Source organism: Cupriavidus sp. CER-90, from assembly GCF_057652055.1.
The window spans coordinates 1,677,142-1,702,578 of sequence record NZ_JBYGYM010000001.1 but is presented as its reverse complement, the minus strand read 5'-3'; the positions used below and the strand labels follow the sequence as shown (position 1 = coordinate 1,702,578).

Genomic DNA, 25,437 nt, shown 5'->3' with positions numbered 1-25,437 from the left:
GCCCGTCCCCTTCAGAATCCAAAGGCCGCTTCGAGTGGCCCCTTGGGGAGCGGCACGCGGAACTGCATTTCAAAGATCCAGAACAGCACCGCGTTGATGACCACGCCGGTCAGCACCGCGCGCCACCACGCGAACTTGCCGATCGTCAGCATGAAGCCGGCGATGAAGATGGCCGATGCCACATAGATGCCCAGGAAGGCGATCAGCGCCACGTACACCGTCAGCGGCACCAGGATCACCGCCACCTGCCTGAGCTGGGGCCACGTCACGAACACCGCGTCGTTGGGCTTGCGCAGCGCCTGCCACAGCACCACCAGGCAGGCCAGGAAGATCAGCGCCCCGATGCGCAGCGGAAAATAGCCGGCCTCGGGGCCGTCGGGCGCCCAGCCGGCACCGATCCGGTAGTTGCTGACCATCACCACCACCGCGCCCAGGGCGATCAGGATGCCCACGCCGATTTCGGCGGCGCGCACCGTGATCGCCGCCGGCGCGGCGTCATGTCGTTGTTCGCTCATTGGTATCCCCTTGAGTGTTTCGCTCCGCTCTCCCGCGTGCGGGAGAAGGGAGCACACAATCAGCCCTTATTTGGCCGCCACGAAACCCGCTTCCTTGATGATGTCCTTGTGGCGTGTCTCGTCGGCCGTCAGGAACTCCACGAGCTTCGGGCCGGCGATGAAGTCGTTCTTGAGCGCGTTCTTCTCCAGGTATTCCTTCCACTCGGGCGTGGCCACCACCTTCTGCATCAGGTCCACGTAGTACTTCTGCTGGTCCGGCGCGACGCCGCCGGGCAGCATGAAGACGCGCAGCATCTGGTATTGCACGTCCAGGCCCTGTTCCTTGCAGGTGGGGATGTCGTGCCAGCTCTGCGTGCCCGTGATCCGGGTGGTGTATTGCATGCGCTCGGGCGCGTAGACGCACAGCGCGCGGTGCTCGCCGGCACGCCACTGGCCGATCGATTCGGACGGGTTATTGACGTTGGAGTCGATATGCTTGCCCGACAGCTGCGTGGCCGCCTCGCCGCCGCCCTTGTACGGAATGTAGATGAAGCGCACGCCGGCCTTGCGTTCGGTCTGCGCGGTGATGATCTGGTCTTCGCGCTTGGAGCTCGTGCCGCCCATCTTGAACTTCCCCGGCGTCTTCTTCACTTCGGCCAGGTATTCGGATGGCGTCTTGTACGGCGCCTCGGCGTTGGTCCAGAGCACGAATTCGTCCATGGCCACCATCGCCACCGGCGTCAGCTCGCGCCAGTTGAACGGCAGCTGGCTGATCATCGGCACGGTGTAGAGCGCCGACGAGGTGACCAGCAGCTTGTGCGCGTCGCCCTTCGAGGCCTTGGTATCCATCAGGCCTTCCGCGCCGCTGGCACCGGCCTTGTTCACGACGATCATCGGCTGGTTCATCAGCTTGTGCTTGGCGATGATGCCCTGGATCGAACGCGCCATCTGGTCCGACGCGCCGCCGGCGCTGAAGGGCACGACCACTTCCACCGGCTTGCTGGGCTCCCATGCAAAAGCCGGCGCTGCGGCCAGCGCGACACCAAACAGCGAGGCGCACGCAAGCGCGCGCGCAGCATAACGAAACGTCATGGTCTGTCTCCTTTGGGTGGCGGCGGTGCGCTCTGGCGGCGCATCGGCCTTGTCGTGGCGGCCTCTGAAGGGCCACCTCTTTGTGCTACATCGGTCGGGTTGGCGGAATCGGGATCAGGCTGCGCGCAACGCAGGCTGCGCCGCCGCGGCATTGCGCAGGCTTTCCATCGCGGCCAGTACGCCGCCGGTACGGTGCGGCACGCCCGCCAGCGCCAGCCCCATTTCCACGCCGGCCAGGGTGCCCATCAGCGTCAGGTCGTTGAAATCGCCCAGGTGGCCGATCCGGAAGACCTTGCCCGACAGCTTCGACAGGCCCTGCCCCAGCGACATGTTGAAATTCTCCAGCACGACCTTGCGGAACGTATCGGCGCTGTGGCCATCGGGCATGACCACGGCGGTCAGCGCCGGGCTGTATTCGGCCGGGTTCTGGCACAGGATTTCCAGGCCCCAGGCGGTCACGCAGGCACGCGTTGCGGCCGCATGGCGCTGGTGACGCGCGAACACGTTCGGCAGGCCTTCCTCCAGCAGCATGTCGCACGCTTCGGACAGCCCGTAGAGCAGGTTCGTGGCCGGGGTGTATGGCCAGAAGCCGTTCTTGTTCGATTCGAGGATCTCTTCCCAGCCCCAGAACGCCTTCGGCAGCTTCGCCTGGGCCGACGCGGCAATCGCCTTCTGGCTGACCGCGTTGAACGAGATGCCCGGCGGCAGCATCAGGCCCTTCTGCGAGCCCGACACGGTGACGTCCACGCCCCACTCGTCGTGGCGATAGTCGACCGAGCCCAGCGACGAGATCGTGTCCACCAGCAGCAAGGCCGGGTGATGGGCGGCGTCGATGGCACGACGCACGGCCGCCACGTCGGACGTGACGCCAGTCGAGGTTTCGTTGTGCACCACGCAGACCGCCTTGATCTCATGATTGCTGTCGGCGGCCAGGCGCGCGCCAATGGCCGCCGCATCCACGCCGTGGCGCCAGTCGCCCACGATGAATTCCGGATTCAAGCCCAGCTTGTCGGCCATCTTCTTCCACAGCGACGCGAAATGGCCGGTCTCGTACATCAGCACCTTGTCGCCCGGCGACAGCGTGTTGACCAGTGCCGCCTCCCACGCGCCGGTGCCCGAGGCCGGGTAGATGACCACGGGCTGTACGGTCTGGAAGACTTTGCGGATATCGGCCAGCACCTTCTTGCCGAGTTGCTGGAATTCGGGGCCACGGTGGTCGATGGTCGGGTAGTCCATCGCGCGCAGCACCCGATCCGGCACGTTGGTGGGGCCCGGAATCTGCAGGAAGTGCCGGCCGCTCGGATGGGAATTCAGTCGGATCATGTCGCCTCGTGTCCTTATGTTTGAATTTTGTATTCAAAAAACGGGGATGCACTGCCGCGCCAGCATGCGGGATAATGTTGGCAGGCATATCCGCCTGCCGCTCCGCCTGAAAGCCTTGTAAATCAACGACTACAAGACTTTTATGCCAGTCGCTGCATGATTCCCGGCACCGAAAATCGCACCGGAACGTGATTCGTGCTTGCCCCAGAGTAGGTTTTGAATACAATACTGTCAAGCCAGACGATCCCTGATGAGCACGACTCCCACCCTTTCCCCGCAAGCCGTCGACCGCCAGATCCTGCATGTGGCGGTGGCCCAGCGCCTGCGCACGATGATCATGGAGGGCGATCTCGCGCCAGGCACGCGGCTCAATGAACGCGTGCTGTGCGACCTGCTGCAGGTATCCCGCACGCCGTTGCGCGAGGCGTTCAAGGTGCTGGCCGCAGACGGGCTGGTGACGCTGCTGCCGAACCGCGGCGCCGAGGTGGTGGTGTTGTCGACCGACACCGTCAACCACCTCTTTGAAATGATGGGCGCGCTCGAAGCCATGTCCGGCGAACTGGCCTGCCAGCGCATCACCGAGGCCGAGCTCAACGAGATCCGGGCGCTGCACTTCGAGATGCTGGCGTGCCACGCCCGGCGCGACCTGCCCAATTACTACGCGCTGAACCGGCGCATCCACGACGCCATCAACGCGGCGGCGCGCAATCCGATTCTTGAGGAGACCTATCGACGCATCAACCTGCGTATCCAGGCGCTGCGTTTCCGCTCGAACTTCGACCAGGACAAATGGGACATGGCCGTGCGCGAGCACGGCGACATGCTCGATGCCCTGGCCAGGCGCGACGGCGCGGCCCTGCGTGACATCCTGCGCGCGCACTTGGAACACAAGCACAACGCGCTGATCGCCGAACTAGAACGCGCACAGAACGTCGCCGCCTGAACCGAAGCGCCCGCAGCGGGCGCTCCCGGCCATGGCGGCGTCTTCGAGTGTCCGCAACCGGAGACATCCCCGCTCATGGCCTTGCCTGTCACCCCCACGCCACCCGGCGTGCAACCGCTGCGCTTCATGCCCGGCGCGGCCGCCGCGCCGGCCCTGCAATCGCCGCTGTACCGGCGCCTGGCCGCCGAACTGCGCGGCGACGTGCTGTTCGATACCGCCAGCCGCGGCCGCTACGCCACCGACGCGTCGATCTACCAGATCATGCCGCTCGGCGTGGTGGTGCCGCGCGATGAAGCCGACGCGCGGCTCGCGCTGGACATCGCCCGCGACCTGAAGGCGCCGCTGCTGCCGCGCGGTGGCGGCACCAGCCAGTGCGGCCAGACCGTGGGCGAGGCGCTGGTCATCGACAACAGCAAGTACCTGAACCAGGTGATCGACTTCGACCCACAGGCGCGCACGGTCACCGTGCAGCCCGGCATCGTGCTCGACCACCTGAACGCGTGGCTCAAGCCCCATGGCCTGTGGTTCCCGGTGGATGTCTCCACCGCCGCGCAATGCACGATCGGCGGCATGACCGGCAACAACTCGTGCGGCTCGCGCTCGATCCAGTACGGCAACATGGTCCACAACGTGCTGGGCGTGCAGGCCATCCTGGCCAACGGCGACGATGTCCGCTTCGATGCCCGCTGGCCGGCCGAGGATGCGCCGCACCGCGCCATTGCCGACGGCGTGCGGCGCATCGCCGAGCGCGAACGCGAGGCCATCGCGCAGATGTACCCGACGGTGCTGCGCCGCGTGGGCGGCTACAACCTCGATATCTTCCAGCCCCGGAACGAGCGGCCCTACACCGCCGACGGCAGCGTCAACCTGGCGCACCTGCTGGTGGGCTCGGAGGGCACGCTGGCCTACTTCCGCCAGATCACGCTGCAGCTTGCGCCGCTGCCCACGCACAAGACGCTGGGCGTGGTCAATTTCCCGACGTTCTACCAGTCGATGGACCTGACGCGCCATATCGTCGCGCTCAAGCCGGCGGCCGTGGAACTGGTCGACCGCACCATGATCGACCTGGCGCGCAGCAACCCCGCCTTCCGCCCCGTCATCGACAAGGCGCTGATCGGGGAGCCCGAGGCCATCCTGCTGGTGGAGTTTGCCGGCGAAGACCGCGACGCCACGCTGCGCGGCCTGCGCCAGCTGGTGGAACTGATGGCCGACCTGGGCCTGCCCGGCTCGGTCGTGGAAATGCCCGACGCCGGCCCGCAGAAGGCCCTGTGGGAAGTGCGCAAGGCCGGCCTGAACATCATGATGAGCATGAAGGGCGACGGCAAGCCGGTGTCGTTCATCGAGGACTGCGCGGTGCCGCTTGAACACCTGGCCGAATACACATCGCGCCTGACCGAGGTCTTCCACAAGCACGGCACGCGCGGCACCTGGTATGCGCACGCCAGCGTGGGCACGCTGCATGTGCGGCCCATCCTCGACATGCGCCGCGACGGCGCGGCCAGGATGCGCGCCATCGCCGAAGAAGCGGCGGCCATGGTGCGCGAGTACAAGGGCGCTTACTCGGGCGAGCATGGCGACGGCCTGTGCCGCGGCGAATGGGTGGCCTGGCAGTTCGGGCCGTCGCTGGCGAATGCGTTTGCCGAGATCAAGGCGCTGTTCGATCCCGACAACCGCTGCAACCCCGGCAAGATCGTGCGCACGCCGAAGATGGACGACACGTCGCTGTTCCGCTTCCCGCCGGGCTATGCCGTCAAGCCGCTGCAGCCGGCGCTGGACTGGTCGGCCTGGAACGTCACGCGCGATCCTGTCACCGAGGTGGAAAGCCCACCGGGCACCGGCCTCGACCCCGCCAATGGCCTTGCGGCCGCCGTGGAGATGTGCAACAACAACGGCCACTGCCGCAAGTTCGACGCCGGCACCATGTGCCCCAGCTATCGCGTCACGCGCGACGAGCAGCACCTGACGCGCGGGCGGGCCAACACGCTGCGGCTGGCGCTGTCGGGTCAGCTTGGCAGCGAGGGCCTGCTCGATCCCGCCGTCAAGGACACCATGGACCTGTGCGTGTCCTGCAAGGGCTGCAAGCGCGATTGCCCCACCGGCATCGACATGGCCAAGATGAAGATCGAGGTGCGCGCCGCCAACGCCCGCGCCGGCCGCCTGCGCCTGCGCGACAAGCTCGTGGCTTTCCTGCCGCGCTATGCAGGCACCGCCAGCAGGCTGCCCTGGCTGTTCAACCTGCGCGACCGCGTGCCGGGGCTGCCCCAACTGGGCGAGCGGCTGCTGGGGCTGTCGGCCGGACGCTCGCTGCCACGCTGGCAGCCGGCATTCCTGCGCGACGACTACCGGGCACGGCCCGCCGGCGGCAAGGAGGTGGTGCTGTTCGTCGACACCTTCAACAATCACATGGAACCGGGCAACGCACGCGCGGCGCATCGGGTACTGGAAGCGGCCGGCTACACCGTGCACCTGTCCGGCGTGCCCGGCGAGCGTCCGCTGTGCTGCGGCCGCACGTTCCTGGCGGCGGGTCTGGTCGAGGAAGCCAAGGCCGAAGCGAAGCGCGCGCTCGACATGCTGCTGCCGTTTGTCGCGCGCGGCGTGGCGGTGGTGGGGCTCGAACCGTCGTGCCTGTTGTCGATGCGCGACGAATTCCTGCAGTACGGCTACGGCGACGCGGCCCGTGCGCTGGCGGACAACGCGTTCCTGTTCGAGGAATTCCTGGTGCGCGAACACGCGGCCGGCCGCTTCGCGCCGACCCTGAAGCCGATCGGCCATCAGCAGGCGCTGCTGCACGGCCATTGCCACCAGAAGGCGTTCGACGCAGTCCGGCCGGTGGAGCAGGTGCTGGGCTGGATTCCCGAACTCAAGACCGCGCTGATCGAATCGTCATGCTGCGGCATGGCTGGCAGCTTCGGCTACGAGGCCGAGCACCACGAGGTGTCGATGCGGATGGCAGAACTGTCGCTGCTGCCTGCGGTGCGCAAGGCCGATGCCGATACGCTGGTCGTGGCCGATGGCACAAGCTGCCGCCACCAGATACACGACGGCGCCGGCCGCGAGGCCTTGCACGTGGCGCGGGTGCTGGAGATGGCGCTGTAGCTTTGGTGAGGCCTGCCCTCTCCCCCAACCCCTCTCCCGCGCGCGGGAGAGGGGAGAACCCTCACGGCATTTCGAGCACCGTCTGTTTGCTCCCACGGCATTTCAAGCTCTATCAGTTTGCTCCCACGGCATGACAAGCCCTGCCGGTTTGCTCCCCTCTCCCGCCATGCGGGAGAGGGGCCGGGGGAGAGGGCCGGCGCCCCCACCACCCAAGGCAGGACAACACCCCCTCACTGCGGCACCAGTTCCACCCGCTCCTTGCTTTCCTTTTCCACCGCCTTGCGCGAATACACGAGCGGGAAGTATTCCCCCCTGGCCCACAGCGGCGCCAGGTCGCGATAGTGCGGGTTGGCCGGGTTGCCCGACTGTCCGGGCGTGTTGACCACGCGCGAAGCGTCCCAGTTGCCCACGTCCAGCACCATGCGGAACGAAGCACCGGCCGTCAGCTGGAAGTCGCTGTTGCGGTAGCTCGTATTCATCGGCGTGAACGACGACCCGCCGATCGGTCCGGCGTTCACATCGAACTGCTGGCGCTGCGCCGCATCCAGGATCGGATCGAGTGGGTGGCTGAACACGGCCGTGTGCAGCTTGCCCCATTGCCAGGCGCGGGGGTCGCTGCCGAGCTTCTTCTCGATCTCGGCCATCGCCAGCTTCAGCGTGCTGGTCATGATCTCGTTGCGCTTGTCCACCGTCATCCAGGTGTCGGGCCGCTCCAGCACCGCGATCACGCGGCTGGCATCGCCGGCGCCGACCAGACGCGCGCCTTCCGGCGACAGCGCGGCCCGCACCACGGCCGTGCGCAGGTGCTTGCTGAACCAGACCTCGAACAGCGCGGCGGCGGCGCTGTCGGCCCGCTCGTTGCCGTCCCAGCCGCGCAGCAGGTCCAGACCGCGCTGCACCTGGGCGTCGCTGCTGTTCAGCGGCTTGACCAGCGCCACCACGCGCTGCGCCGGCAGCGATACCGTGTCGTTCTGCCACGCCATCGAATCTTCCAGCGAGCTGCGCGGATTCGCCGCCACCAGCGCCTTCAGCCGGCGGGCCCGCGCGCTGTCGCTCCATTCGTAGCCCACGCCGATCTTCGCCGCCGGGTGATTGGCCGGGATGTTGTTCTCGTTGGCCGTCACCACGTAGCCGGGCGCCGGGTTGAACGCCCACGGCAGCTCGTCCATGTTGCGATAGCCAGCCCACTCGTAACGGCCATCGCCGGGCACCGGCATCAGGCCATCCCAGTTGGGACGGTTGACGGTCAGCCCGCCCGGAATCCAGCCAATGTTGCCGGACCGGTCGGCATAGACCTGGTTCTCGCCCGGCGCGCCCCAGCGGTTCATGGCCGCGCGGAACTGGTCCCAGTTCTGGGCGCGCATATAGTCCATCGAGCCGAAGTACGGCGCCATGCCGTAATCCAGCCACGCCGCCCGCAGCGCGTAGGCGCGGCCGGTCTTGGCATCGGCGTACAGCACCGGGCCATGCCGGGTGTAGTCGATCGTCACCTTGCGGGGCGTGGCTTCGCCGCGCACGGCGATCTGCTCGGTGACGGTCTCCATCGGCTCCCACCGGCCCTTGTAGCGGTATTCGTGCGCCTGGGCCGGATTGGTCTCGTAGACGTAGAGGTCTTCCTGGTCCATGTAGAACCGGGTCAGGCCGAAGGCAATGGTGCCGTTGTGGCCAATCGAGATGCCGGGCAGGAACGGCTCGCCCGCGCCGATGACCGACAATCCCGGCGCATTGAGATGGCTGATATAGCGCAGGCTCGGCGCGCCATGCGCCCGATGCGGGTCGTTGGCCAGGATGGGCCGGCCCGTGGTGGTACGGCTGCCGGCGATCACCCAGTTGTTCGAGCCCAGGCTGCGGCCCGTGTCGCTGTTGGCGTCGACGGTGGCGTAAAGCTGGTCCACCGGAATGTTCTCGGCCTTGCTGGCGCCCTGCGACCACCAATCCTTCGGAAAGCGCGGCGCGGCGGTTGCCAGGTCGTAGGCACGCCGCAGCTCGGCGGCCGGCACGGCGCAGGTGTCGAGCCCTTCGGGCACCTTGGGTTCGACCGCGGGATCCAGCTCGCGGCGCACCCAGTCGGCGCGTACGGCGTTGGGCTTCACGTAGCAGAAGATCTGCGCGCGGTCGATCTCGCCCGTGAAGTTCAGCGTCAGCCCATGGTGGCGGATGCGCACGATGTCTTCGGCGTGCCAGCGCGCAGGCTTGTAGTTGAGGATCTTGAACTCGGGCGGCAGCAGTTCCGGATGCGCCTCCACCTGCGCCACATAGGCGTTCACGCCGGCCACGAAGGCCTCCGCCACGCGCTTGGCATCGGACCCGTAGGCGAGCCATTCGCGATACATGTCGCCCCGGAACAGCACCGCACGCGCCATGCGGTCGCCTTCCACATAGGCGGGGCCGAAGTCCCGGGCCATTTCGCCGAGCCCGCGCTTGCGCCAGAGGTCGATCTGCCAGAGCCGGTCGCGCGCGGCCATGAAGCCCTGCACGTAGAACGCGTCATAGAGCGTGTTGGCGTAGATATGGGGCACGCCCCAGCGATCCACCAGCACCGTGGCCGGCTTTTCCAGGCCGGGCACTGCGAACTTGTCCGGGCCGGCAGCCTGGACGGGCAAGCTGGCGGCGGCCAGCCAGAGGGCGGCAACCGCTGCGCGGCGCCATGGGCGGATGGAACGGGACATCGGGACTCCTCGACGGAAACTGACAGCGAGGATAGCGGAATGTGATCGCGACGGCGATCCTGCGCCGCCGCAAAAAACGCCTGTTGGCGCCGGACGCGGCTAGTAGACGTCGCGCCGGTAGTGGCCGGTGTCGATCATCTGCTGCAGGCGCGCATCGCCCAGGATATCGGCCAGCACCGCGTGCACGCCGCTGGCCATGCCCTGCAGGCTGCCGCAGACGTAGATGGATGCGCCTTGTGCGACCCACGCCGCGATATCGGCCGCGGCCGCCCGCACGGCGTCCTGCACGTAGTGCGGCACACCGCCGTCGCGCGACCACGCGCGGTCGATACGCTGCAGCACGCCCTGTTCGCGCCACGCCGCAAGTTCTGCCCCGTGGAAGTCGTCGTGCGCGGCGGCGCGCTCGCCAAACAGCAGCCAGTTGCGATGCCAGCCCTGGGCGGCGCGGGTCTTGATCAGCGCCCGCAGGCCGGCCAGCCCGGTACCGTTGCCAATCAGGATCAGCGGCCGGTCGTCGTCGGGCGCGTGGAAGCCGCGATTGCTACGCACGCGCAGCGCGATATGGGCGCCCTCGGCGGCATACCGGGTCAGCCAGCCCGAAGCCAGTCCGAGCGAGCCATCCGCACGCACGGTCTGCCGCACCAGCAGTTCAAGCCGCCCATCGGCCGGCAGCGACGCAATCGAATACTCGCGATGCGGCAACGCCGGCAGCGCATCGACCAGTGCCTGCGGCGCCAGGCCCGCCATTGTCGCCAGATGTGCATCGGGCAGCGGCAAGCGCGTGGCCAGTGCGTCGGCCAGCGTCATCGGACGGCTGTCGCAGCGAACCTCGATCGCGCCATCGAGCGACAGCTTGTCCAGCAGCCGCGCCACCGCCTCAGGCGGCTGGCAGGGGCCGACCTCGGCGATATCGCCGGCCTGCCACGCCAGATCGCCGGCGGCTTCCGGCACCAGCGCCAGATGCCAGGCCGGCTGCCCGAGGCTGCCCGGGTTCAGCAGGCGGCGCTCCACAAGCTGCCACCGCCCGTAGCGCGGCCGCTCCCAATCTTCGATCTCGGCGCCTCCGCACAGCGCGGACAGGTGGTTCTGCCAGTGCCGCAGCGCGCCGGGGTCGCCGTTGTCGACTTCGACCATATCGAACAGCGGCTCGGCCTGATGGCGTTGCAGCCAGCCGGACAGCGTATGGCCGAAGGCGCAGAAGCGCGCATAGCTGCTGTCGCCCAGCGCCAGAATGCCGTAGCGCAGTGGCCGTAGCGCGTCGGGCGTGGTGCCAGACAGCAGCTTGCGCGCAAAGCCCGACGCCATGTCCGGCGCATCGCCCTCGCCCGTGGTGCTGACCAGGAACAGGGCCTGCCCGCACGCGGCCAGATGCCTGCCATCGAGATCGGCAAACGACAGCAGTTGCACCGGCATGCCCGCGCCCTGGAGCGCCCGCGCGGTTTGCGTCGCCAGTTGTTCGGCAAAGCCGGTCTGGCTGGCGTACGCCACCAATGTCGGCTTGCCCCGGCCATCGTCGGGTGCCGACAGCATCGCGCGTGCCGCGCGGCGCCGCCGGTGTGCGCCGATCACGCCGGCGCAGAATGCGATATAAGCCACGACCACGCCCGCCGCCACCAAGGTGCGGCCGTGCGCCAGCAGGGCCAGCGCCACACCGGCCGCGAAAACGATGCCCCACAGCCAGCGCGTCATGACAGCATCGCCGCAAAGGCCGGCGTGGTGCGTTCGTCGAAGCCGTCCGGCGTGCGCACCAGGAACCGCGCCGCCAGCGCGTGGCGCTGCGCGAATGCCATGCCAGCCTGGGGCCCGAGCACGGTCAGCGCGGTGGACAGCGCATCGGCCAGCATGCAATCGCGATGAATCACGGTGACCGATGCCAGCGCGTGCGCGGCCGGATAGCCGGTGCGCGGATCGATCGTATGGGCAATGCGTTGCCCGTCCTGCTCGAAGTAGCGGCGATAGTCACCGGACGTGGCCACCGACAAACCCAGCAGCGCAACCAGCGTACGCGTGGGCGCGGCGCCGTCCGCCGGGGGCAATTCCAGTTCGACCCACCACGGCATGCCATCGGGCTTGAGCCCCTGGCCGCGCAGCTCGCCGCCGATTTCCACCAGATGGTGCGCCAACCCTTGTGCGTCGAGATGGCGCGACACGGCATCGACGGCAAACCCCTTGGCGATGGCGCAGAAGTCCAGCGACACCCCACCGGGCTGGCGCACACGGCGCCGCTCGGCATCGACGTCCAGCCGCTGCCAGCCACAACGTTCCCGCACGCGCAGCACGTCGTCCACCGACGGCGCGGCGGCACGCCGCCCTGCCGGCCCGAAGCCCCACAGGTCCACCAGCGGGCCAGCGGTGGGGTCATAGGCGCCGCCACTGTCGCGCGACGTCTGCAACGCGGCCTGCAGCACGCCGAAGCAATCGTCGGGCAGCGTGACCCAGCGACCGGCGGCGGCATGGTTGAAGCGCGACAGGTCCGACGTATCCGACCAGTTGCTCATCTGCGCGATGACGCCATCGAGCACGGCGCGGATGCCGGCTTCGACCGCCTCGCCCGGGTCGCCGGCCTGTCCCGGCGCCAGCACGGCACTGACCGACCACGTGGTGCCCATGGTCTCGCCCGCCCATTGCCGCACCTGCCCCGCCCGAACGGGCGACGGCGGGGGCGCGGCCAGCGCGACGGGGATCAGCACGCGATGCATGGGCAGTCCGGGGGCGTTCTTATTGCGGCAGCACTTCCACGGTCACGGCGTACGTGGCACGGCGCGCCTTGGCTTCCTTGATCGACGTCTTGTCGTCGCGGGTCTCGGCTTCCATCCAGTACATGCCCGGCGCCGGATACTTGACGCTGAACTTGCCGTCCGCGTCGGTCGTGGCCTCGATCTCGTTCAGGCGGTCGCGGTAGCGGATGCCGCCCGGCACCACCGACACCTTCTGGCTGGCGGCCGGCTTGCCGTCGAGCAGCAGGCGGAAGCTGGCCGTTTCACCGGCAATCAGGTCGTTCGGATGGGTGATCGGCGCCAGTTCCAGGCCCTTGCCCGTGGTGTTCAGCACCTGCCTGGTCGGACGGCCATTCGTGACATAGGTCTCGATGCGGCCGGCGATTTCGTTGACCTGCAGGTCCTGCGCGCCGGCCGGCACGTTCGTCGCGAACGTATCGGCGGCACCGCGCCAGCGCTTGGTCTGGCCGTTTTCCTTCCAGCTCGCGAACACCCCCTGGTTGACCACGGCCACGCGATAGGTGCCGGGCTGGGTCAGGTGCAGGTCGAACGTGCTGCGGTACTTGCCGGTCGATGCGTTTTCCGCCGATACGGCGGTCTTGCCATCGGGCGCGGTCACGGCCAGGTTGTCCAGCCGCATCGGCACGTGTTCGAAGTAGAACAGGTCGTTGGACACCGCGGCATCCACGGTCACCCAGGCGTCCTTCTCCGACAGCACGGTGGCCGACGGCAGCAGCCACTGGCGGTGTGCGTGCGCGGCCAGCGGGGCCAGCGCGGCCAGCGCAAGCACGGCGAGGCGGGTGGAAAGACGGCTGGAGAAGCCGGCAGAAGTGCGGGCAGGAAGGCGGGCAGGCTTGGTCATGGTCGGACTCCGTTCGGTTCGCATCAAGGTTTGACTTCGACGGTCACGCCGCCGAGTTCGTGTTCGCCTTTGGCGCTGGCGGTCTGCGCGGCCTTGGCCGGCCACGAGAACGGCACGCGCACCAGTTCGCGGCCGCCCACTTCGCGCGCGGCTTCGACCACCAGCTGGTAGTCGCCGGCCGGCAGCTTGCCCAGCGGCGCCTTGCCGTCCTTGAAGGTCAGCGCATGCTCGGCCGGTGCGCGCGTGGCGCCGGACACGCCGTCGGCGGGCATCTGCATGTCGCGGCCGGCCTTGCGCCACCACTGGCGCATGTCCTTGAGCCACTTCGTGCCCTCGCCTTCCTTGTTCTTGGCGTCGTACCAGACCGCCAGCGTCTGCACAGGGCTCTGGTCGGCGCGCTCGATCCACATCGCCACGTACGGACGGTGGTATTCGGCCACGTTCAGGCGGGGAATCTCCACCTTGACGTTCAGGTCGGCGGCCATGGCGGGCGCCAGCGGCGCGGCGGCAAGGCCGGTCATGGTGACGGTCAGGAGTCGGCGCATTGTCAAAACTACCTTTCTCGATGGAATGGGAAGTGAAGCGGATCAGTGGATGTACAGGATGGCCAGCAGCAGCGGTATCACCAGCCCCGCGCCCACCAGCGGCCACGTGGCCACGCGGCCCGACGCGTGCAGCTTCAGCAGGAACAGGCCCGTCACGCTGAACACCACGCAGGCGACGGCAAAGACGTCGATGAACAGGCTCCACGCGCGGCCCGTGTTGCGGCCCTTGTGCAGGTCGTTCAGGTACGAGACGGCACCGCGCGAGGTGGATTCGAACTGCACCTCGCCGGAATCGAGCGCCACGCTGACCCAGGCATCGCCGCCGGGACGCGGCAGGCCCACGTAGATTTCATCGGCCGACCATTCGGCGTCGCGCCCGGCCGCATCGACATCGAGCGTGCGGGCCAGCCATTCGGCCAGCACCGGCGGCACGGGCCCCTTCTGGGTCTTCGTGTCGGCGCCGGCCGGCATGGCGCTGCGCAGCCCACTGACCACATCGCGCGGCGCCGTCTCGGTACGCGTGACAACCTTGGGCCGGGCCTCGATCTGGCCGGCGTGATTGAGCGTGAATCCCGTCATGGCGAACATCAGCATCCCGATCAGGCAGATCGCGGAACTGATCCAGTGCCACTGGTGGAGATGCTTGAGCCAGAACGCGCGGCGCTGCTGGCCGGAAACTGGCGCGGTGTCGGTCATTCGGATGCTGGAGACGATGCGCGGGGTGCGCCGGACGGCGCGTCATCCGCTGCGGAAAACTGGCGATCACATCACAATGTCGCCACAAGCCGGAAGGATGATAATTGTTCTCATTTGGTGCGGCAACCATGGCCGGCTGCGCGGTGGGGGTGTTTTGGTTACGGTTGATTACGCTGCGCCGGTGCCAAACCCTCTGGCGCCGCGCCGGGCCTGTTGGCAAATCTTGCTTCGCTGCCGGTCGAACCTGCAATCCGTGGCGCCCTTGCCCGCGCCCTTGCCCGCATAGCGGGCGCGTACGCGCGGATGCTGGCGGGCCAGCCGGGTGGCGTGGCGTTTGCAGGCCTTCCCTCCACGGGCCTGATTCTTAGGCCGCAATCGGAGACGTCTCATGAAAACAGTCTGGATCCTTGTTGCGGACGAGGGTGTCGCGAGGATTGTCGCCGCGCGCGGCGACAATGCGCGGCTCGAAGAGGTCGAGAAGATCACCGATGCCGGCGCCCACGCGGACAATGCCGATCTGAGGCGCGACGCCTACGGCCGGCGGGCCCAGGCGTCCGTACAGGGCGACGCCGGCCACCCCGGCGCCCACGCCGGCCGCATGGCCACGGTGGTGTCATCGGCGGGCGAGGACGAGATTCACCAGGAAGCGCAGTTGTTTGCGCGCCGGGTGGCGAAGATGCTGGAAGACGCCCGCGGCAAGCAGCGATTCGACGAACTGGTGGTGATCGCGCCGCCCCGCTTTCTGGGGCTGCTGCGCAAGGCCTTGCCGCAGTCGGTCAGCGATGCAGTGACGCGGGAACTGGGCAAGGATTATTGCCAGCTTCCCGACCAGGACCTGCAGCAGCGCATGGCCGACGACGGCATCATGCCGGCACGCCGCGATCCGCGGATCGGCACGGGCCAGGGCGGCGGCAATGCCATCGGCAACCTGCCGATGCGGTAGGCGCCTGTTGACTGCCTGACGAACTCCGGGGCGCGTGTCGGGCGATGTGCCCCGGGGCAGCCTGCTTCGGGGCAGCAAGGCTTCAGCGCTCAGGCCGCTGCCGCCGGTGCCGGCTCCGGCCCGCGCCGGAAGCTGATGGCCAGGCGGTTGAACGCGTTCATCAGGCCGATGGCCATGGTCAGGTCAGCCAGTTCCTTTTCGCTGAAGGCCGCTGCGGCCACATCGAAATCGGCATCGGGCACATGGGTATCCGCCACGCGCGTCACCGATTCGGCCCAGCGCAGAGCCGCCTTCTCGCGGTCGCTGAACAGCGCGCCCGCTTCGTGCCAGGCCGGCACCAGCGCCAGCTTCTGCGGCGACACGCCCTTCTTGATCAGGTCGCGCGTGTGCATGTCCAGGCAGTAGGCGCAGTTGTTGATCTGGCTGACGCGCAGGTAGACCAGGTCGACGAGCACGTCTTCCAGCCCCGACTGCATGATGTAGCCATACACGCCGCCGAAGGCCTTCACGCCGTTCGGCGCCGCCTTGGTGTAGTCCAGTCTCATTTCAGGCTCCTTGTCCGTTGGTGCGGGATCACTGTTCGTAGGTGGTCAGGTTCTTGTCGTCGGTGTCGACCACAAACACGGCCAGCAGCCTGGCCGGCTGGGTCTGGCTCGCGTTGCGGCTGATCGGGTGGCGCGCGCCGGGCGCCTCGTAGAACGATTCCCCGGCCTTGTAGACGCGCTCGGGCCCGTCGTTCACCTTGCTGGCGATGCTGCCGGACACCACATAAGCGTAGATGAATGCCGATTTGGCATGCACGTGCGGCTTCGACGCCCCGCCCGGGGCATAGTCGACTTCCACAGCCACCACGGACTTGCCCGGGATATTTGGAATCGCGTGCGAAAAGTTCGGCTTGACGCTTTCGGCCGCGCCGTGGTCTGTCGTGCCGTGGGCGATGGCCGCGCCGGTGAACGCGAGCCCCGCCGCAGCAAGGATCGGTACAAATAGCTTGCCGGGTTGCATGTGTCTCTCCTGGTTGATGGATAGAATCATGGACGCCCGGTAGTGCAATCGAAAGAACCAAAAACCGCAAATTCCGCTGTACCAGACCCGATGCTGCCCCCGCTCCCCCTACAGCTTGACCTGAAGCTCGACCGCCAGTCGCCGACGTCGCTGGCCGAGCAGATCCGGCTCGGCATCGCCAGCGCCATCGAAAGCCAGGTGCTGGTGCCGGGCGCCAGGCTGCCGTCCTGGGTGGATCTTGCGGCACAGCTCGGCGTCGCGCGCGGCACGGTCAAGGCCGCCTATGAACGGCTGGTGGATGCGCAGTGGCTGGTGTCGTCGCGCGCCGGGGGCACACGCGTCGCCGAACTGGCGCCGAAAACGCGCAACGCGGCAGATCCCGGACGGCCGGTCCAGACCGATCTGCAAGCGGCGCTGTACCAGCACTTCCTGCCGGGCCCCGCGGTATTCCAGATGGGCGTGCCGGCGTCGGACTGCTTTCCGGCCACGTTGTTTGCACGCCTGCGGGCCCGTGCGGCGCGTGACGAGATCGAGGCGCCCGCGTCCTATCCCGATCCGCGCGGCGAACAGGCGCTGCGACGCGAGATTGCCGCGCATCTGGCGCTGGCGCGCGGCATCGCCTGCCAGCCGTCGCAGATCTTTATCGCGGCCGGCTTCACCGGCGCGCTTGGCGTGGCCTTGCGCGTGATCCAGGCGCCGGGGCGTCAGGCGTGGGTGGAAAACCCCGGCTTCATGCTGAGCCGCAACGCGCTCGCCATCGCCCGGTTCACACCGGTGCCGGTGCCCGTGGACGCGGACGGCATGGACATCGGCCATGGCGAACGCCACGCGCCCGATGCCGCGCTGGCGATGGTCACGCCGGGCCAGCAGGCGCCGCTGGGTCCTACCCTGTCACTGGCGCGCCGGATGCAACTGCTCGACTGGGCCAGCCGCGCCAATGCCTGGATCATCGAGGACGACTATCTGGGCGAACTCCAGCTCAGGCGCCGCGCCGCGCCGGCCCTGGCATCGCTCGATCGGGCGGGCCGCGTGATCCATATCGGCTCATTCAGCAAGACCATCAGCCCGACCCTGCGGCTTGGCTTTGCCGTCGTGCCGCCCGGTCTGGTGGGGCAGTTCGAGGAAGCCGTGGCCTGCCTGGGGTCCGCGCCGGGCCCCGCCGTGCAGATGGCCACCGCCGCCTTCATGCGCGACGGGCACTATCTGCGGCACCTGCGGCGCATGAAGCGCATCTATGCGGCACGGAGCCAGACCCTGCTCGACGCGCTGGCGGCGCGGCAATTTCGTGCCTATCCGGCCGGCCTGGCCGTGGTCGTGCAGTTGCCCGATGGCGCCGACGACCGTCGCATCGCCCGCGAGGCCTATGCCTATGGCATGGCCCCGGCACCGCTGTCGGGGTGCTATTGCTCACCAGACACGCAGCGCGCCGGGCTGCTGCTGGGCGTGGCCACCGCGATCGAGCATCAGGTGCCCAATGCCTGCGATCGCCTGCGGCAGCTGATCGATAAATTCGCCTGACGCCTGACGCCCGCCGGCCTTAGCGCAGCACGCGCCAGGTTGACTGCACCAGCCCCGACGGGAAGTGCCGGCTCGATGCGAGCGCCAGCCCAATGTCGCGCGGCAGGGCACCGAACAGCGGACGGCCTGCCCCGATCAGCACCGGCACCGTGGTGACCACCATGTCGGCGATCAGTCCGTCGCGCAGGCACGACTGGATCAGCTGGCCGCCATCGACATAGACGCGGCGCACACCCTGCGCCGCCAGCTCGGCAAACGCCTGGGCGGGCGTGGCATCCGAAAACCGGACCTTGCCGTGCAGATGCGCAGGGACCGGCTGGCCCGCCAGTTGCCGGGACAGGACGAGCACGGGCCGGTCGTAAAACCAGTCGCCCATCGTCAGTACTTTCTCGTAGCAGCCCCGCCCCATCACGATCATGTCCTTGTCGGCAATGAAGTCGGTGTAGCCATGGTCTTCGGCGGGATCGTCCCGCTCCAGCAGCCAGCCGATGTCCCCGTCGGGGCGTGCGATATAGCCATCGAGGCTGGTGGCAATGAAAACGTGTCCAGTCGTCATCTCGGTTCCGTTGTTATTCGAAGGGTGCGTCCAGCCCGCGCAGGCACAGGCTCATCAAACCCAGCCGGCCCGGCACGCCCAGCTTGCGAAACACGCTGAGTACCAGCGCCTGGGTTCTGGCCGCGCCAAGGCCCAGGCGGCTGGCGATCTGGCGTTCGGAAGCGGCGGTCAGCAGCAGCACCAGCACGTCGCGCTCGACGGGCTCCAGCACGCCGAGCAGATCGGGCGCCAGCATGTGTTCGCACGCCGGTTGCCGCAACGCCGTGACATCGCGCGCGAAGCCCATGCGCAGCTGGTGCGCGTCGAGCCAGCGAGCCTGCCAGGCCAGGTAGATCGCCCGGCCATCGCGATGCTGATAGCGGTTTTCGAAGCCCACCCGATCCCGCCCCGCCAGCACCTGCGCCGCTTCCTTCAGCGTACGGTCCCGGTCGCCAGGCAGCACCAGTTCGATGATGGGTTGTCCGATGACATCGGACCGGGCGAAGCCCAGCGTGTCCGCGCACCGGGCATTGACGTAGCGGACGATACCGCCCCGGTCCACCAGAAACACGGTGTCCGGCGCGTGATCCGCCAGGGCGAGGATAGCGTCTTCGGTCAATCGCTCCATGCCGCTCTCTGTGCGCCGCTTGCTGTCGCTGCGTTGTGCCGATCCGTAGTACCTGCGTCAGATTCGACGAATCTGGAGATACTGCCATAGCCCGACACCGCCCGGGTAGTCATCGGGCCGCACAGGCATCAGAAAGCGGCGCCCGCTCCACTATTCCCATATTGGTATCAATCCTCAGTCAAGTTTCGGCTTTGGGTGGCCGTTAGCGCCGCTCATAGAGAGGACGTCTCGAAAAGCGCCCCGACGATCAACGAAGCGAAATGGAGGAGATGGGATGTTGCAAGAACTGAGTCTGAGAAAGAAGCTCATGCTGCCGCTGGTGCTGAGCTGGGTCTGCCTGCTGGCCATTACGTTGTGGAACGTCTGGCAGATGCGCGAGCAGCGGCTGCAGGATCGCAAGGTCGCGCTGGAACAGGTGACCGACACCGCCAATTCAGTGGTTGCCGAATACGAGGCCATGGCCCGCGCCGGCAAGCTCAGCGCCGAGGACGCCCAGAAGCAGGCCATCGACCGCGTGCGCGCCATGCGCTTTGGCGCCGACGGCTACTTCACCATCATGCGCTCCGACGCCGTGGTGCTGATGCATGCCATCAAGGCCGAACTCAACGGCAAGAACATGGCCGACACGAAGGACGCCAACGGCGTCTACCTGTTCCGCGACATCGCGCAGATCGGCAAGACCACCGGCAAGGGATTCATCGAATACCTGTGGCCCAAGCCCGGCGCCGACGCCCCGCAGCCCAAGCTCAGCTACACGCTGAACTTCAGGCCGTGGGACTGGAACTTCATTGCCGGCCTGTACCTGGACGACATCCAGGCCGAATTCCGTACCGCGCTCTGGAAGGCGCTGGGCTGGCTGATTGCCGTGGGCGCGTTGATGAGCGTGGTGATGGTGCGCATCTCGATCAGCCTGCAGCGGCAACTGGGCGGCGAGCCCGCCCTGACGTCGCGGATAGCCGCGCGCATTGCCGACGGCGACCTGGGCACCCACGTGGAAACCGCCCCGCACGACCGCGACAGCGTGCTGTACAACATGCAGCAGATGCAGGCGCGCCTGACCGGCGCCATCGGCCAGATCCGTGGGTCGGCCGATTCCATCGCCGGCGCCGCGCGCCAGATTGCAGCGGGCAACGTCGACCTGTCGCGCCGCAGCGAGGAACAGGCCGCCTCGCTGGAACAAACCGCCGCGAGCATGGAGGAACTGACCAGCACCGTGCGCCAGAGCGCCGATAACGCGCGCCAGGCCGCGCACCTGGCCGAAGGCGCGTCGGACATCGCCGTGCGGGGCGGCGAGATCGTGCACAAGGTGGTGGAAACGATGGGCGAGATCAAGGCCGCGTCGGGCAAGGTGGTGGACATCATCGCCGTGATCGAGGGCATCGCCTTCCAGACCAACATCCTGGCACTGAACGCAGCCGTGGAAGCCGCCCGCGCCGGCGAGCAGGGGCGCGGCTTTGCAGTGGTGGCCGGCGAGGTGCGCAGTCTGGCGCAACGCTCCGCCACGGCCGCCAAGGAGATCAAGGGCCTGATCGACAATTCCGCGCAGCGCGTGGAAGACGGCGCCACGCTGGTGGAAGGCGCCGGCAAGGCCATGGAGGAAATCGTCGGCGCCGTGAAGCGCGTGACCGACCTGATGGGCGAAATGCGCGCGGCCACCGAGGAACAGACCGGCGGCATCGAGCAGGTCAACCAGGCCGTATCCCAGATGGACCAGATGGCACAGCAGAACGCCGCACTGGTGGAAGAAGCCACAGCGGCCGCCGCCTCGCTGGAAGACCAGGCCGATGCCCTGCACCGCGCAGTAGGACAGTTCCGGTTGGCGGGAGCGTTGTAGGAAGGAGGAAGTCCAAAGAGAAACGCGAGAAAGCTGTATAGCGTTATAGCGTTTTAGCCGGACTTGCCGGCCCGCAGCGATGCGGGCCGTTTTGTTTGGTGTCTGGCGGGGGGTTACTTCGACGTTGCCGGCAGGTTGGTGGGGCGGATCGAGTCGTCGCAGGCGATGTATTCCTGGCCTGAAGGTGTGCGGAGGCCTTTTAGATAGTCGGGGCGTTTCGTTGAGGAAAAATGCCCGTAGCGAAGACCCGAAGGCGATTCCATCGCAATTCCTATACCAATGACCACCGGGTATTGGGTCACCGAATAGTCGTCCCATGTCCATTTTCTTGCGGTATATATACGATCCGAGGTGGCCGCAACGATATATTCCATGGAATCCTTATACGGTGTCCGTGTGTTCCGCATGTAGTATTCACCAGCGAAAGTACGACCACCATCCGTAGAATAAATGAACGAGATATTGCAGCCCTTGTCCGGACACACGCCATCCGGCGTGTACGACGAAGGAATGACGATTATCTGTCCCGTAGGGTCCGCATTGATCAGGCGCCCTTGGTAGTTTTCAATGCCGTAGCGTCCAAGCCGGGTGCGAATGCCCTGCCGTGGATCGTTGTAATACGTCGTGCCGTGGTGGCAGTCCTTGTAGTTTTCCAGCGAGATATAGCGGTGGTCGTCGAACCAGTAGATGGCTTGTGGGGGGACGTCGTATTGCGGTATGGGCGCGGGCAGGTAGGCCTCCGGGGGAGAGATCCTGTTGACGCACCCCGTCATGAGCACCGCCGCTGTAGCAAAACAGATGCTCAAATACACCGATCCTCGATTTTCCTGTTTCATGGTGATTCCTGATTTCAGCTTCCCGAATTCCAATGCGGCTTTCTGGTTTGATTCTCGGCCGCAGCACGCGCCGTCGCGTCCTTGACCGTATCCCTGTCGATGGCCGCTGGCATTTCCGGTTTCAGCAACACGCCCGAATTGAAATAATGGTCAGTGAAGTGCGTCCAGTCGGCGTCATGCATGAGCCCGATCCAGAACTCCCGGTCTTCGAAGGCTTCGCAAAATCCAATGGGCAGGTCGTAAGCGACGATCCGCCGCATGAACTCCATGTGCTCGGGCAGCGTGCTGTGGTCGGGTGGTTCGGGCTTAGTTTCTTTGAAACGGCGTTTTGCCTCGTCTTCCGTTTCCTTCGTCAAGACGCGTCGGTCCCCGTTATAGATGTCCGGTCCACGATCAACGTACTGCTTGGGCTCATAAATCGACTCGAAATACGGAAACTCGGGCTTGAAATACCGCCCCGTGTCGGGATCGATTTCCCCCATGGCTCGCACGTTATCGTCCGTGACCGATTCGTCGAATCCGGCGGTTTCTTCAGGCTTCAACGGATTTGCCACGGCCTCGGCATTGACGGTGACCATTTGATCGGGATGGGGCACCGTCCACAGTTTCATGGCGTTGAAGAGCGGCCCGCGATTTCCATCCCAGAACGGCTTCGTATTTTTGGGGTCCCAGTGGCTGCCGTATTTCATGTCCGGCAGGGTGCCGAATCGCTTTATGCCGGGCGCGTCGCCGCATGGCGTCAGGCGAGCCAGCATGCGCTGCTTGACCGTATCGCCCAGTTCGGCAAGCAGGTCGTCGGGTAGTCCCTGCCATCCGATGCTTTCCAGCGTCGTCAGGCCCATGACGCGGTCATGCGGGCTGAAGTAGACATAGACCCGACCGTGGTTGTCGCGCTCGCTCACCGCCGGCGTGATCTCGCTGAAGGGGCGCCAACGCTTGCCATTCCGGCCCCTGCCAACCCGCTGCTGTACCAGCAGCCGCTCGTCCAGCAAGCGCCGCTCCGCCTTGATCCGATTGGCGATATTACGAAACGTCTGAACGCGCGCTGCCTCGGAAGGGCGGGCATCGCTCCATGTCGCGCCATCCGCGAACTTGTCGTCGAGCGCGTAGGGCGAGTTCATCAGAAATAGCGCGTCGGGCGCCCGTGTCTTGCAAAGCGCCGAGGCTGCCAGGGCAATCATCGTGCCCTGACTGTGCGACATCACCGAAATCGTGTCGTGCGGATGCTTTGTACGGATCTTGTCGATCAGGTTGGCCAGCCGCTGCGCGGCATGGGGGTAATAGTCGCGCGGCGGTGCGTCCTGCAACTGCCGCTCGGGCTCCGAATTCATCGCCTCCAGATCGACGAAGCCCATGACGTTGCGTTTGAAACCCAAACCGTTCCACATTTGCTGGAGGCTGTTCGTACCGTTCTGAAACGCACCGCCGCCCCAGAACCATGGTCCGCGATCGGCTTTCTTTCGTTTCCAGAAGTCAGCGCCAGCGATATTGCGTAGTGGAATCTTGAAGCGGCCCGGGCTTTCGTCGGGCTCTCGATAGCCCCAGTAGAAGCGGATGACGGGGGAGTAGCCGGGGTTGTCGGCATTGATCCTGCGCGCATGTTTTTTTCCGGCTAGTCCGACATCCGTATCGACATATTCATTTGGCTTCAACTTGTAGGCGCTGTCGTGCAGGCCTAGCCGGTCGTTCAACCCCTCACACAACGCCCGCTCGGCCTTGTCATACCACTCCCCCTCCGAATTCACCCCGTGCACGAAAATGATGATCCCAGGCAAATGCGGCGGCACACGGGCCTCGGCCCTCACCTGGTAGCTGGCAGGGGTCAGAAAGGATTCCCAGTACGGTCTGCCGAATGCGTCGCGTTGCATCGGCACGACGCGCGTGGAGGTACTTGGCCTGGGCTCCCCGGGGGTTTCATCGTTCCGGCCGGCGTCGTCCGGCCTGGTTGCTTGCGTCATTTCAGCCATTGCGGTTAGCGAATCCCGGCCTCCATGTCACCGTGCCCGATGCCCGACGCCACGGAAGCTGCGGCTCGCAAACTAGCGGCTTTTCAGGCGGAAGAAGTCGCTGTCTCGCCGTTTCCTAACGCATCACAATCAACGTGCTTTTACTTATGCAGATTCGGAGAACGATGATTTACGCAACACCCCTTCATCGTTCCGCACAGGCAAAACAAAAAGGGCGACAGCCGAAGCCATCGCCCTTCCACCCCAAGCGCGCGCCTGAAGCGTTTTACTTCTTCGCGTTCGTCAACGCCTGGAACTGCTGCGTCAGGTAGTTCTTGGTGTTGTTCATCTGGGCCACCGCCAGGTCCAGCGCGGTGAACTGCTTGCGGTAGCGTTCGATCTTTGCGTCGATGCGGACGCTCAGGTCCTCGTAACGCTTCTCGAGGTCCTTCATGCTGCGTTCGATGCCGGTGGTGACCGCGCCGATCGGGCCGCTTTCGCCGGTCATCTTGTCCACCGCATCGGACAGCCGGCGGGCGAAGCCGCCCGTGGTGCCGTCGCCCGCGAACAGCTGCGTCACGGTGGGCAGGTTGTCCTTCAGCGCGGCGTCCAGCTTCTTGCTGTCGATCGCCATCGTGCCGTCCTTCTGCATCGACACGCCGATGGCGGCCAGCATGGTCGGGGCCTTGTCCGGCATGCCTGCCTCGGGCGTGTTCAGCACGGCGCGGATGGTCGTCTGGATGCCGCGGATCGACGTATCGCCGTTCAGCGCGCCCTTGGTCATCGCCTTGGTGTCGAACGCGGTCAGCGACTTGATCGAAGACTGGATGTTGTTGTAGGCGGTGACCATCGCCTGGATGGAATTCTTGATGCTGTCGGTGTCCTGCGTCAGCGACAGCGACGTCGTGCCGGTCTTCTTGAGCGTCATGGTCACGCCCTGCGCGGCATCCACCACGGTGTTGCTGGTGCTGGTGATGGCAATGCCATTGACCGTCAGCGCCGCGTTGGTGGCGCGCAGCGTTTCCTTCATCGCGTTCGATCCCGGCGTGGTCGGGTCGTAGCCCGCCACCCCCTGCAGTTCGGGCGACGAGCCCGTGATGCGCATGCTCATCGTCTCGCCGGTCTTGTCCGACGTCAGGATCAGGCGGTACGGCGTGGCGCTGCCATCGTTGATGATGCTGGCCTTGACGCCGATGCCGGCCTTGTTGATGGCATCGCGGATGTCCTGCAGCGACCCCTTGCCCGGGTCGATCGTGACCGTGCGGGGGTTAGGTACGGCCGCGGTGGCCGCATTGGGAGTGAACCCGGGGTTCACGTAGGTGCCGCTGGCTTCGTCCCAGCCCGTGGTGGTGCCGAACTCGAACGTCAGCGTGCCGGAACCGATCTGCACGTCCTGCTTGGCGTACCCGGTGCCGGCCAGCGACTGGGCCTGCGCCAGCCGCGTCACATTGACGCTGAGGTCGCTGGGTACGGCGTTGGCGGCGGTCGTCACCGTCATGATGTCGGCATTGCCCACCGCCGACTTGACCGCGCCGAAGGTGTCCCGGTTCATCAGCGCCTTGGCCGTGGCCTGGAAGCTGGTCAGCATGCTCTTGACCGTGCCATAGGCGGTCAGGCGGGTCTGGTAGGCCGTGTGCTGGTTGTCCAGGGCCGTCAGCGGCGCGCGCTCGGCGGTGGACAGCTTGTCCAGCAATGTGGACAGCTCGAGGTTGGCCCCAACCCCGAGGGAGGAAATCGATGCCATGGTTGTGTGCC

21 protein-coding genes are annotated in these 25,437 nt (G+C 66.5%); 5 read left to right on the top strand and 16 right to left on the bottom strand.

Translation table 11 applies throughout. From position 1 onward, the window contains the following. Positions 1–11: 11 nt before the first annotated feature. From AC24R4_RS07615 to AC24R4_RS07605, 3 genes are all read right to left on the bottom strand, one after another. Entirely contained in the window at positions 12–515 is a 504-nt protein-coding gene (locus AC24R4_RS07615) for a tripartite tricarboxylate transporter TctB family protein (RefSeq protein WP_400392350.1), read from the bottom strand. A 66-nt stretch (positions 516–581) separates the two neighbouring features. After that, positions 582–1,586 (bottom strand): Bug family tripartite tricarboxylate transporter substrate binding protein, encoded by a 1,005-nt coding sequence (locus AC24R4_RS07610; RefSeq protein WP_400392348.1) that lies wholly within the window; start codon positions 1,584–1,586, stop codon positions 582–584. Positions 1,587–1,700: 114 nt separating this feature from the next. Then, entirely contained in the window at positions 1,701–2,909 is a 1,209-nt protein-coding gene (locus AC24R4_RS07605; RefSeq protein ID WP_400392345.1) for a pyridoxal-phosphate-dependent aminotransferase family protein, read from the bottom strand. A gap of 250 nt (positions 2,910–3,159) precedes the next feature. Here AC24R4_RS07605 and AC24R4_RS07600 point away from each other — a divergent pair, with 250 nt between their 5' ends. Together AC24R4_RS07600 and AC24R4_RS07595 are read left to right on the top strand one after the other, a co-directional pair. Further along, a complete protein-coding gene (locus AC24R4_RS07600; protein WP_400392343.1) occupies positions 3,160–3,852 on the top strand; it encodes a GntR family transcriptional regulator in 693 nt (230 codons plus the stop codon). 75 nt (positions 3,853–3,927) lie between these two features. Beyond that, the gene (locus tag AC24R4_RS07595) at positions 3,928–6,948 is read left to right on the top strand and encodes an FAD-binding and (Fe-S)-binding domain-containing protein (protein WP_400392341.1); all 3,021 of its coding nucleotides are present in this window, start codon (positions 3,928–3,930) and stop codon (positions 6,946–6,948) included. 230 nt (positions 6,949–7,178) lie between these two features. Here the strand turns inward: AC24R4_RS07595 and AC24R4_RS07590 are convergent, their stop codons facing one another. The 6 genes from AC24R4_RS07590 to AC24R4_RS07565 form a co-directional block, all read right to left on the bottom strand. Next, positions 7,179–9,617 carry a penicillin acylase family protein gene (locus AC24R4_RS07590; protein ID WP_400392339.1) on the bottom strand — a complete coding sequence of 813 codons (2,439 nt, stop codon included), beginning with the start codon at positions 9,615–9,617 and terminating at the stop codon, positions 7,179–7,181. 99 nt (positions 9,618–9,716) lie between these two features. Then, complete coding sequence (locus tag AC24R4_RS07585) at positions 9,717–11,306, bottom strand: sulfite reductase subunit alpha (RefSeq protein ID WP_400392336.1); 1,590 nt, start codon at positions 11,304–11,306, stop codon at positions 9,717–9,719. Then, complete coding sequence (locus AC24R4_RS07580; protein ID WP_487522654.1) at positions 11,303–12,316, bottom strand: FAD:protein FMN transferase; 1,014 nt, start codon at positions 12,314–12,316, stop codon at positions 11,303–11,305. Before AC24R4_RS07580 ends, AC24R4_RS07585 begins: the two co-directional genes overlap by 4 nt. A 19-nt stretch (positions 12,317–12,335) precedes the next feature. Next, the gene (locus tag AC24R4_RS07575) at positions 12,336–13,196 is read right to left on the bottom strand and encodes a DUF4198 domain-containing protein (protein WP_400396590.1); all 861 of its coding nucleotides are present in this window, start codon (positions 13,194–13,196) and stop codon (positions 12,336–12,338) included. A 23-nt stretch (positions 13,197–13,219) separates the two neighbouring features. Continuing rightward, positions 13,220–13,741 carry a DUF2271 domain-containing protein gene (locus AC24R4_RS07570; protein ID WP_400396593.1) on the bottom strand — a complete coding sequence of 174 codons (522 nt, stop codon included), beginning with the start codon at positions 13,739–13,741 and terminating at the stop codon, positions 13,220–13,222. A gap of 42 nt (positions 13,742–13,783) precedes the next feature. Continuing rightward, entirely contained in the window at positions 13,784–14,437 is a 654-nt protein-coding gene (locus AC24R4_RS07565) for a PepSY-associated TM helix domain-containing protein (RefSeq protein WP_400396596.1), read from the bottom strand. Positions 14,438–14,825: 388 nt separating this feature from the next. Between AC24R4_RS07565 and AC24R4_RS07560 the strand changes: the two genes are divergently transcribed. Next, positions 14,826–15,380: a host attachment protein gene (locus AC24R4_RS07560; RefSeq protein WP_487522653.1), complete on the top strand. Its 555-nt coding sequence runs from the start codon at positions 14,826–14,828 to the stop codon at positions 15,378–15,380. Positions 15,381–15,469: 89 nt separating this feature from the next. On the opposite strand, the gene AC24R4_RS07555 is transcribed toward AC24R4_RS07560, so the two are convergent. Together AC24R4_RS07555 and AC24R4_RS07550 are read right to left on the bottom strand one after the other, a co-directional pair. Beyond that, positions 15,470–15,925, bottom strand: a complete 456-nt coding sequence (locus tag AC24R4_RS07555; protein ID WP_487522652.1) for a carboxymuconolactone decarboxylase family protein — start codon at positions 15,923–15,925, stop codon at positions 15,470–15,472. A gap of 28 nt (positions 15,926–15,953) precedes the next feature. Beyond that, positions 15,954–16,385, bottom strand: a complete 432-nt coding sequence (locus AC24R4_RS07550; protein ID WP_487522651.1) for a cupin domain-containing protein — start codon at positions 16,383–16,385, stop codon at positions 15,954–15,956. Positions 16,386–16,475: 90 nt separating this feature from the next. On the opposite strand from AC24R4_RS07550, the gene pdxR reads away from it, so the two are divergent. Further along, on the top strand, positions 16,476–17,903 hold the full coding sequence (gene pdxR / locus AC24R4_RS07545; protein ID WP_487522650.1) for a MocR-like pyridoxine biosynthesis transcription factor PdxR: 1,428 nt from the start codon (positions 16,476–16,478) through the stop codon (positions 17,901–17,903). A gap of 19 nt (positions 17,904–17,922) precedes the next feature. Here the strand turns inward: pdxR and AC24R4_RS07540 are convergent, their stop codons facing one another. Next, positions 17,923–18,459 (bottom strand): dihydrofolate reductase family protein, encoded by a 537-nt coding sequence (locus AC24R4_RS07540; protein ID WP_487522649.1) that lies wholly within the window; start codon positions 18,457–18,459, stop codon positions 17,923–17,925. 13 nt (positions 18,460–18,472) lie between these two features. Continuing rightward, entirely contained in the window at positions 18,473–19,066 is a 594-nt protein-coding gene (locus AC24R4_RS07535) for a PAS domain S-box protein (RefSeq protein WP_487522648.1), read from the bottom strand. A 274-nt stretch (positions 19,067–19,340) separates the two neighbouring features. On the opposite strand from AC24R4_RS07535, the gene AC24R4_RS07530 reads away from it, so the two are divergent. Then, positions 19,341–20,900 (top strand): methyl-accepting chemotaxis protein, encoded by a 1,560-nt coding sequence (locus tag AC24R4_RS07530; protein WP_400397129.1) that lies wholly within the window; start codon positions 19,341–19,343, stop codon positions 20,898–20,900. A 113-nt stretch (positions 20,901–21,013) separates the two neighbouring features. Here the strand turns inward: AC24R4_RS07530 and AC24R4_RS07525 are convergent, their stop codons facing one another. The 3 genes from AC24R4_RS07525 to fliD all read right to left on the bottom strand — a co-directional run bounded on the left by AC24R4_RS07525 (position 21,014) and on the right by fliD (position 25,426). After that, entirely contained in the window at positions 21,014–21,736 is a 723-nt protein-coding gene (locus AC24R4_RS07525; protein ID WP_487522647.1) for a T6SS immunity protein Tli3 family protein, read from the bottom strand. A gap of 14 nt (positions 21,737–21,750) precedes the next feature. Then, positions 21,751–23,694, bottom strand: coding sequence for a T6SS effector phospholipase Tle3 domain-containing protein (locus AC24R4_RS07520; RefSeq protein ID WP_487522646.1), 1,944 nt, complete (start codon positions 23,692–23,694; stop codon positions 21,751–21,753). Between the two features lie 274 nt (positions 23,695–23,968). Beyond that, on the bottom strand, positions 23,969–25,426 hold the full coding sequence (fliD, locus tag AC24R4_RS07515) for a flagellar filament capping protein FliD (protein ID WP_153946925.1): 1,458 nt from the start codon (positions 25,424–25,426) through the stop codon (positions 23,969–23,971). Positions 25,427–25,437: the final 11 nt, after the last annotated feature.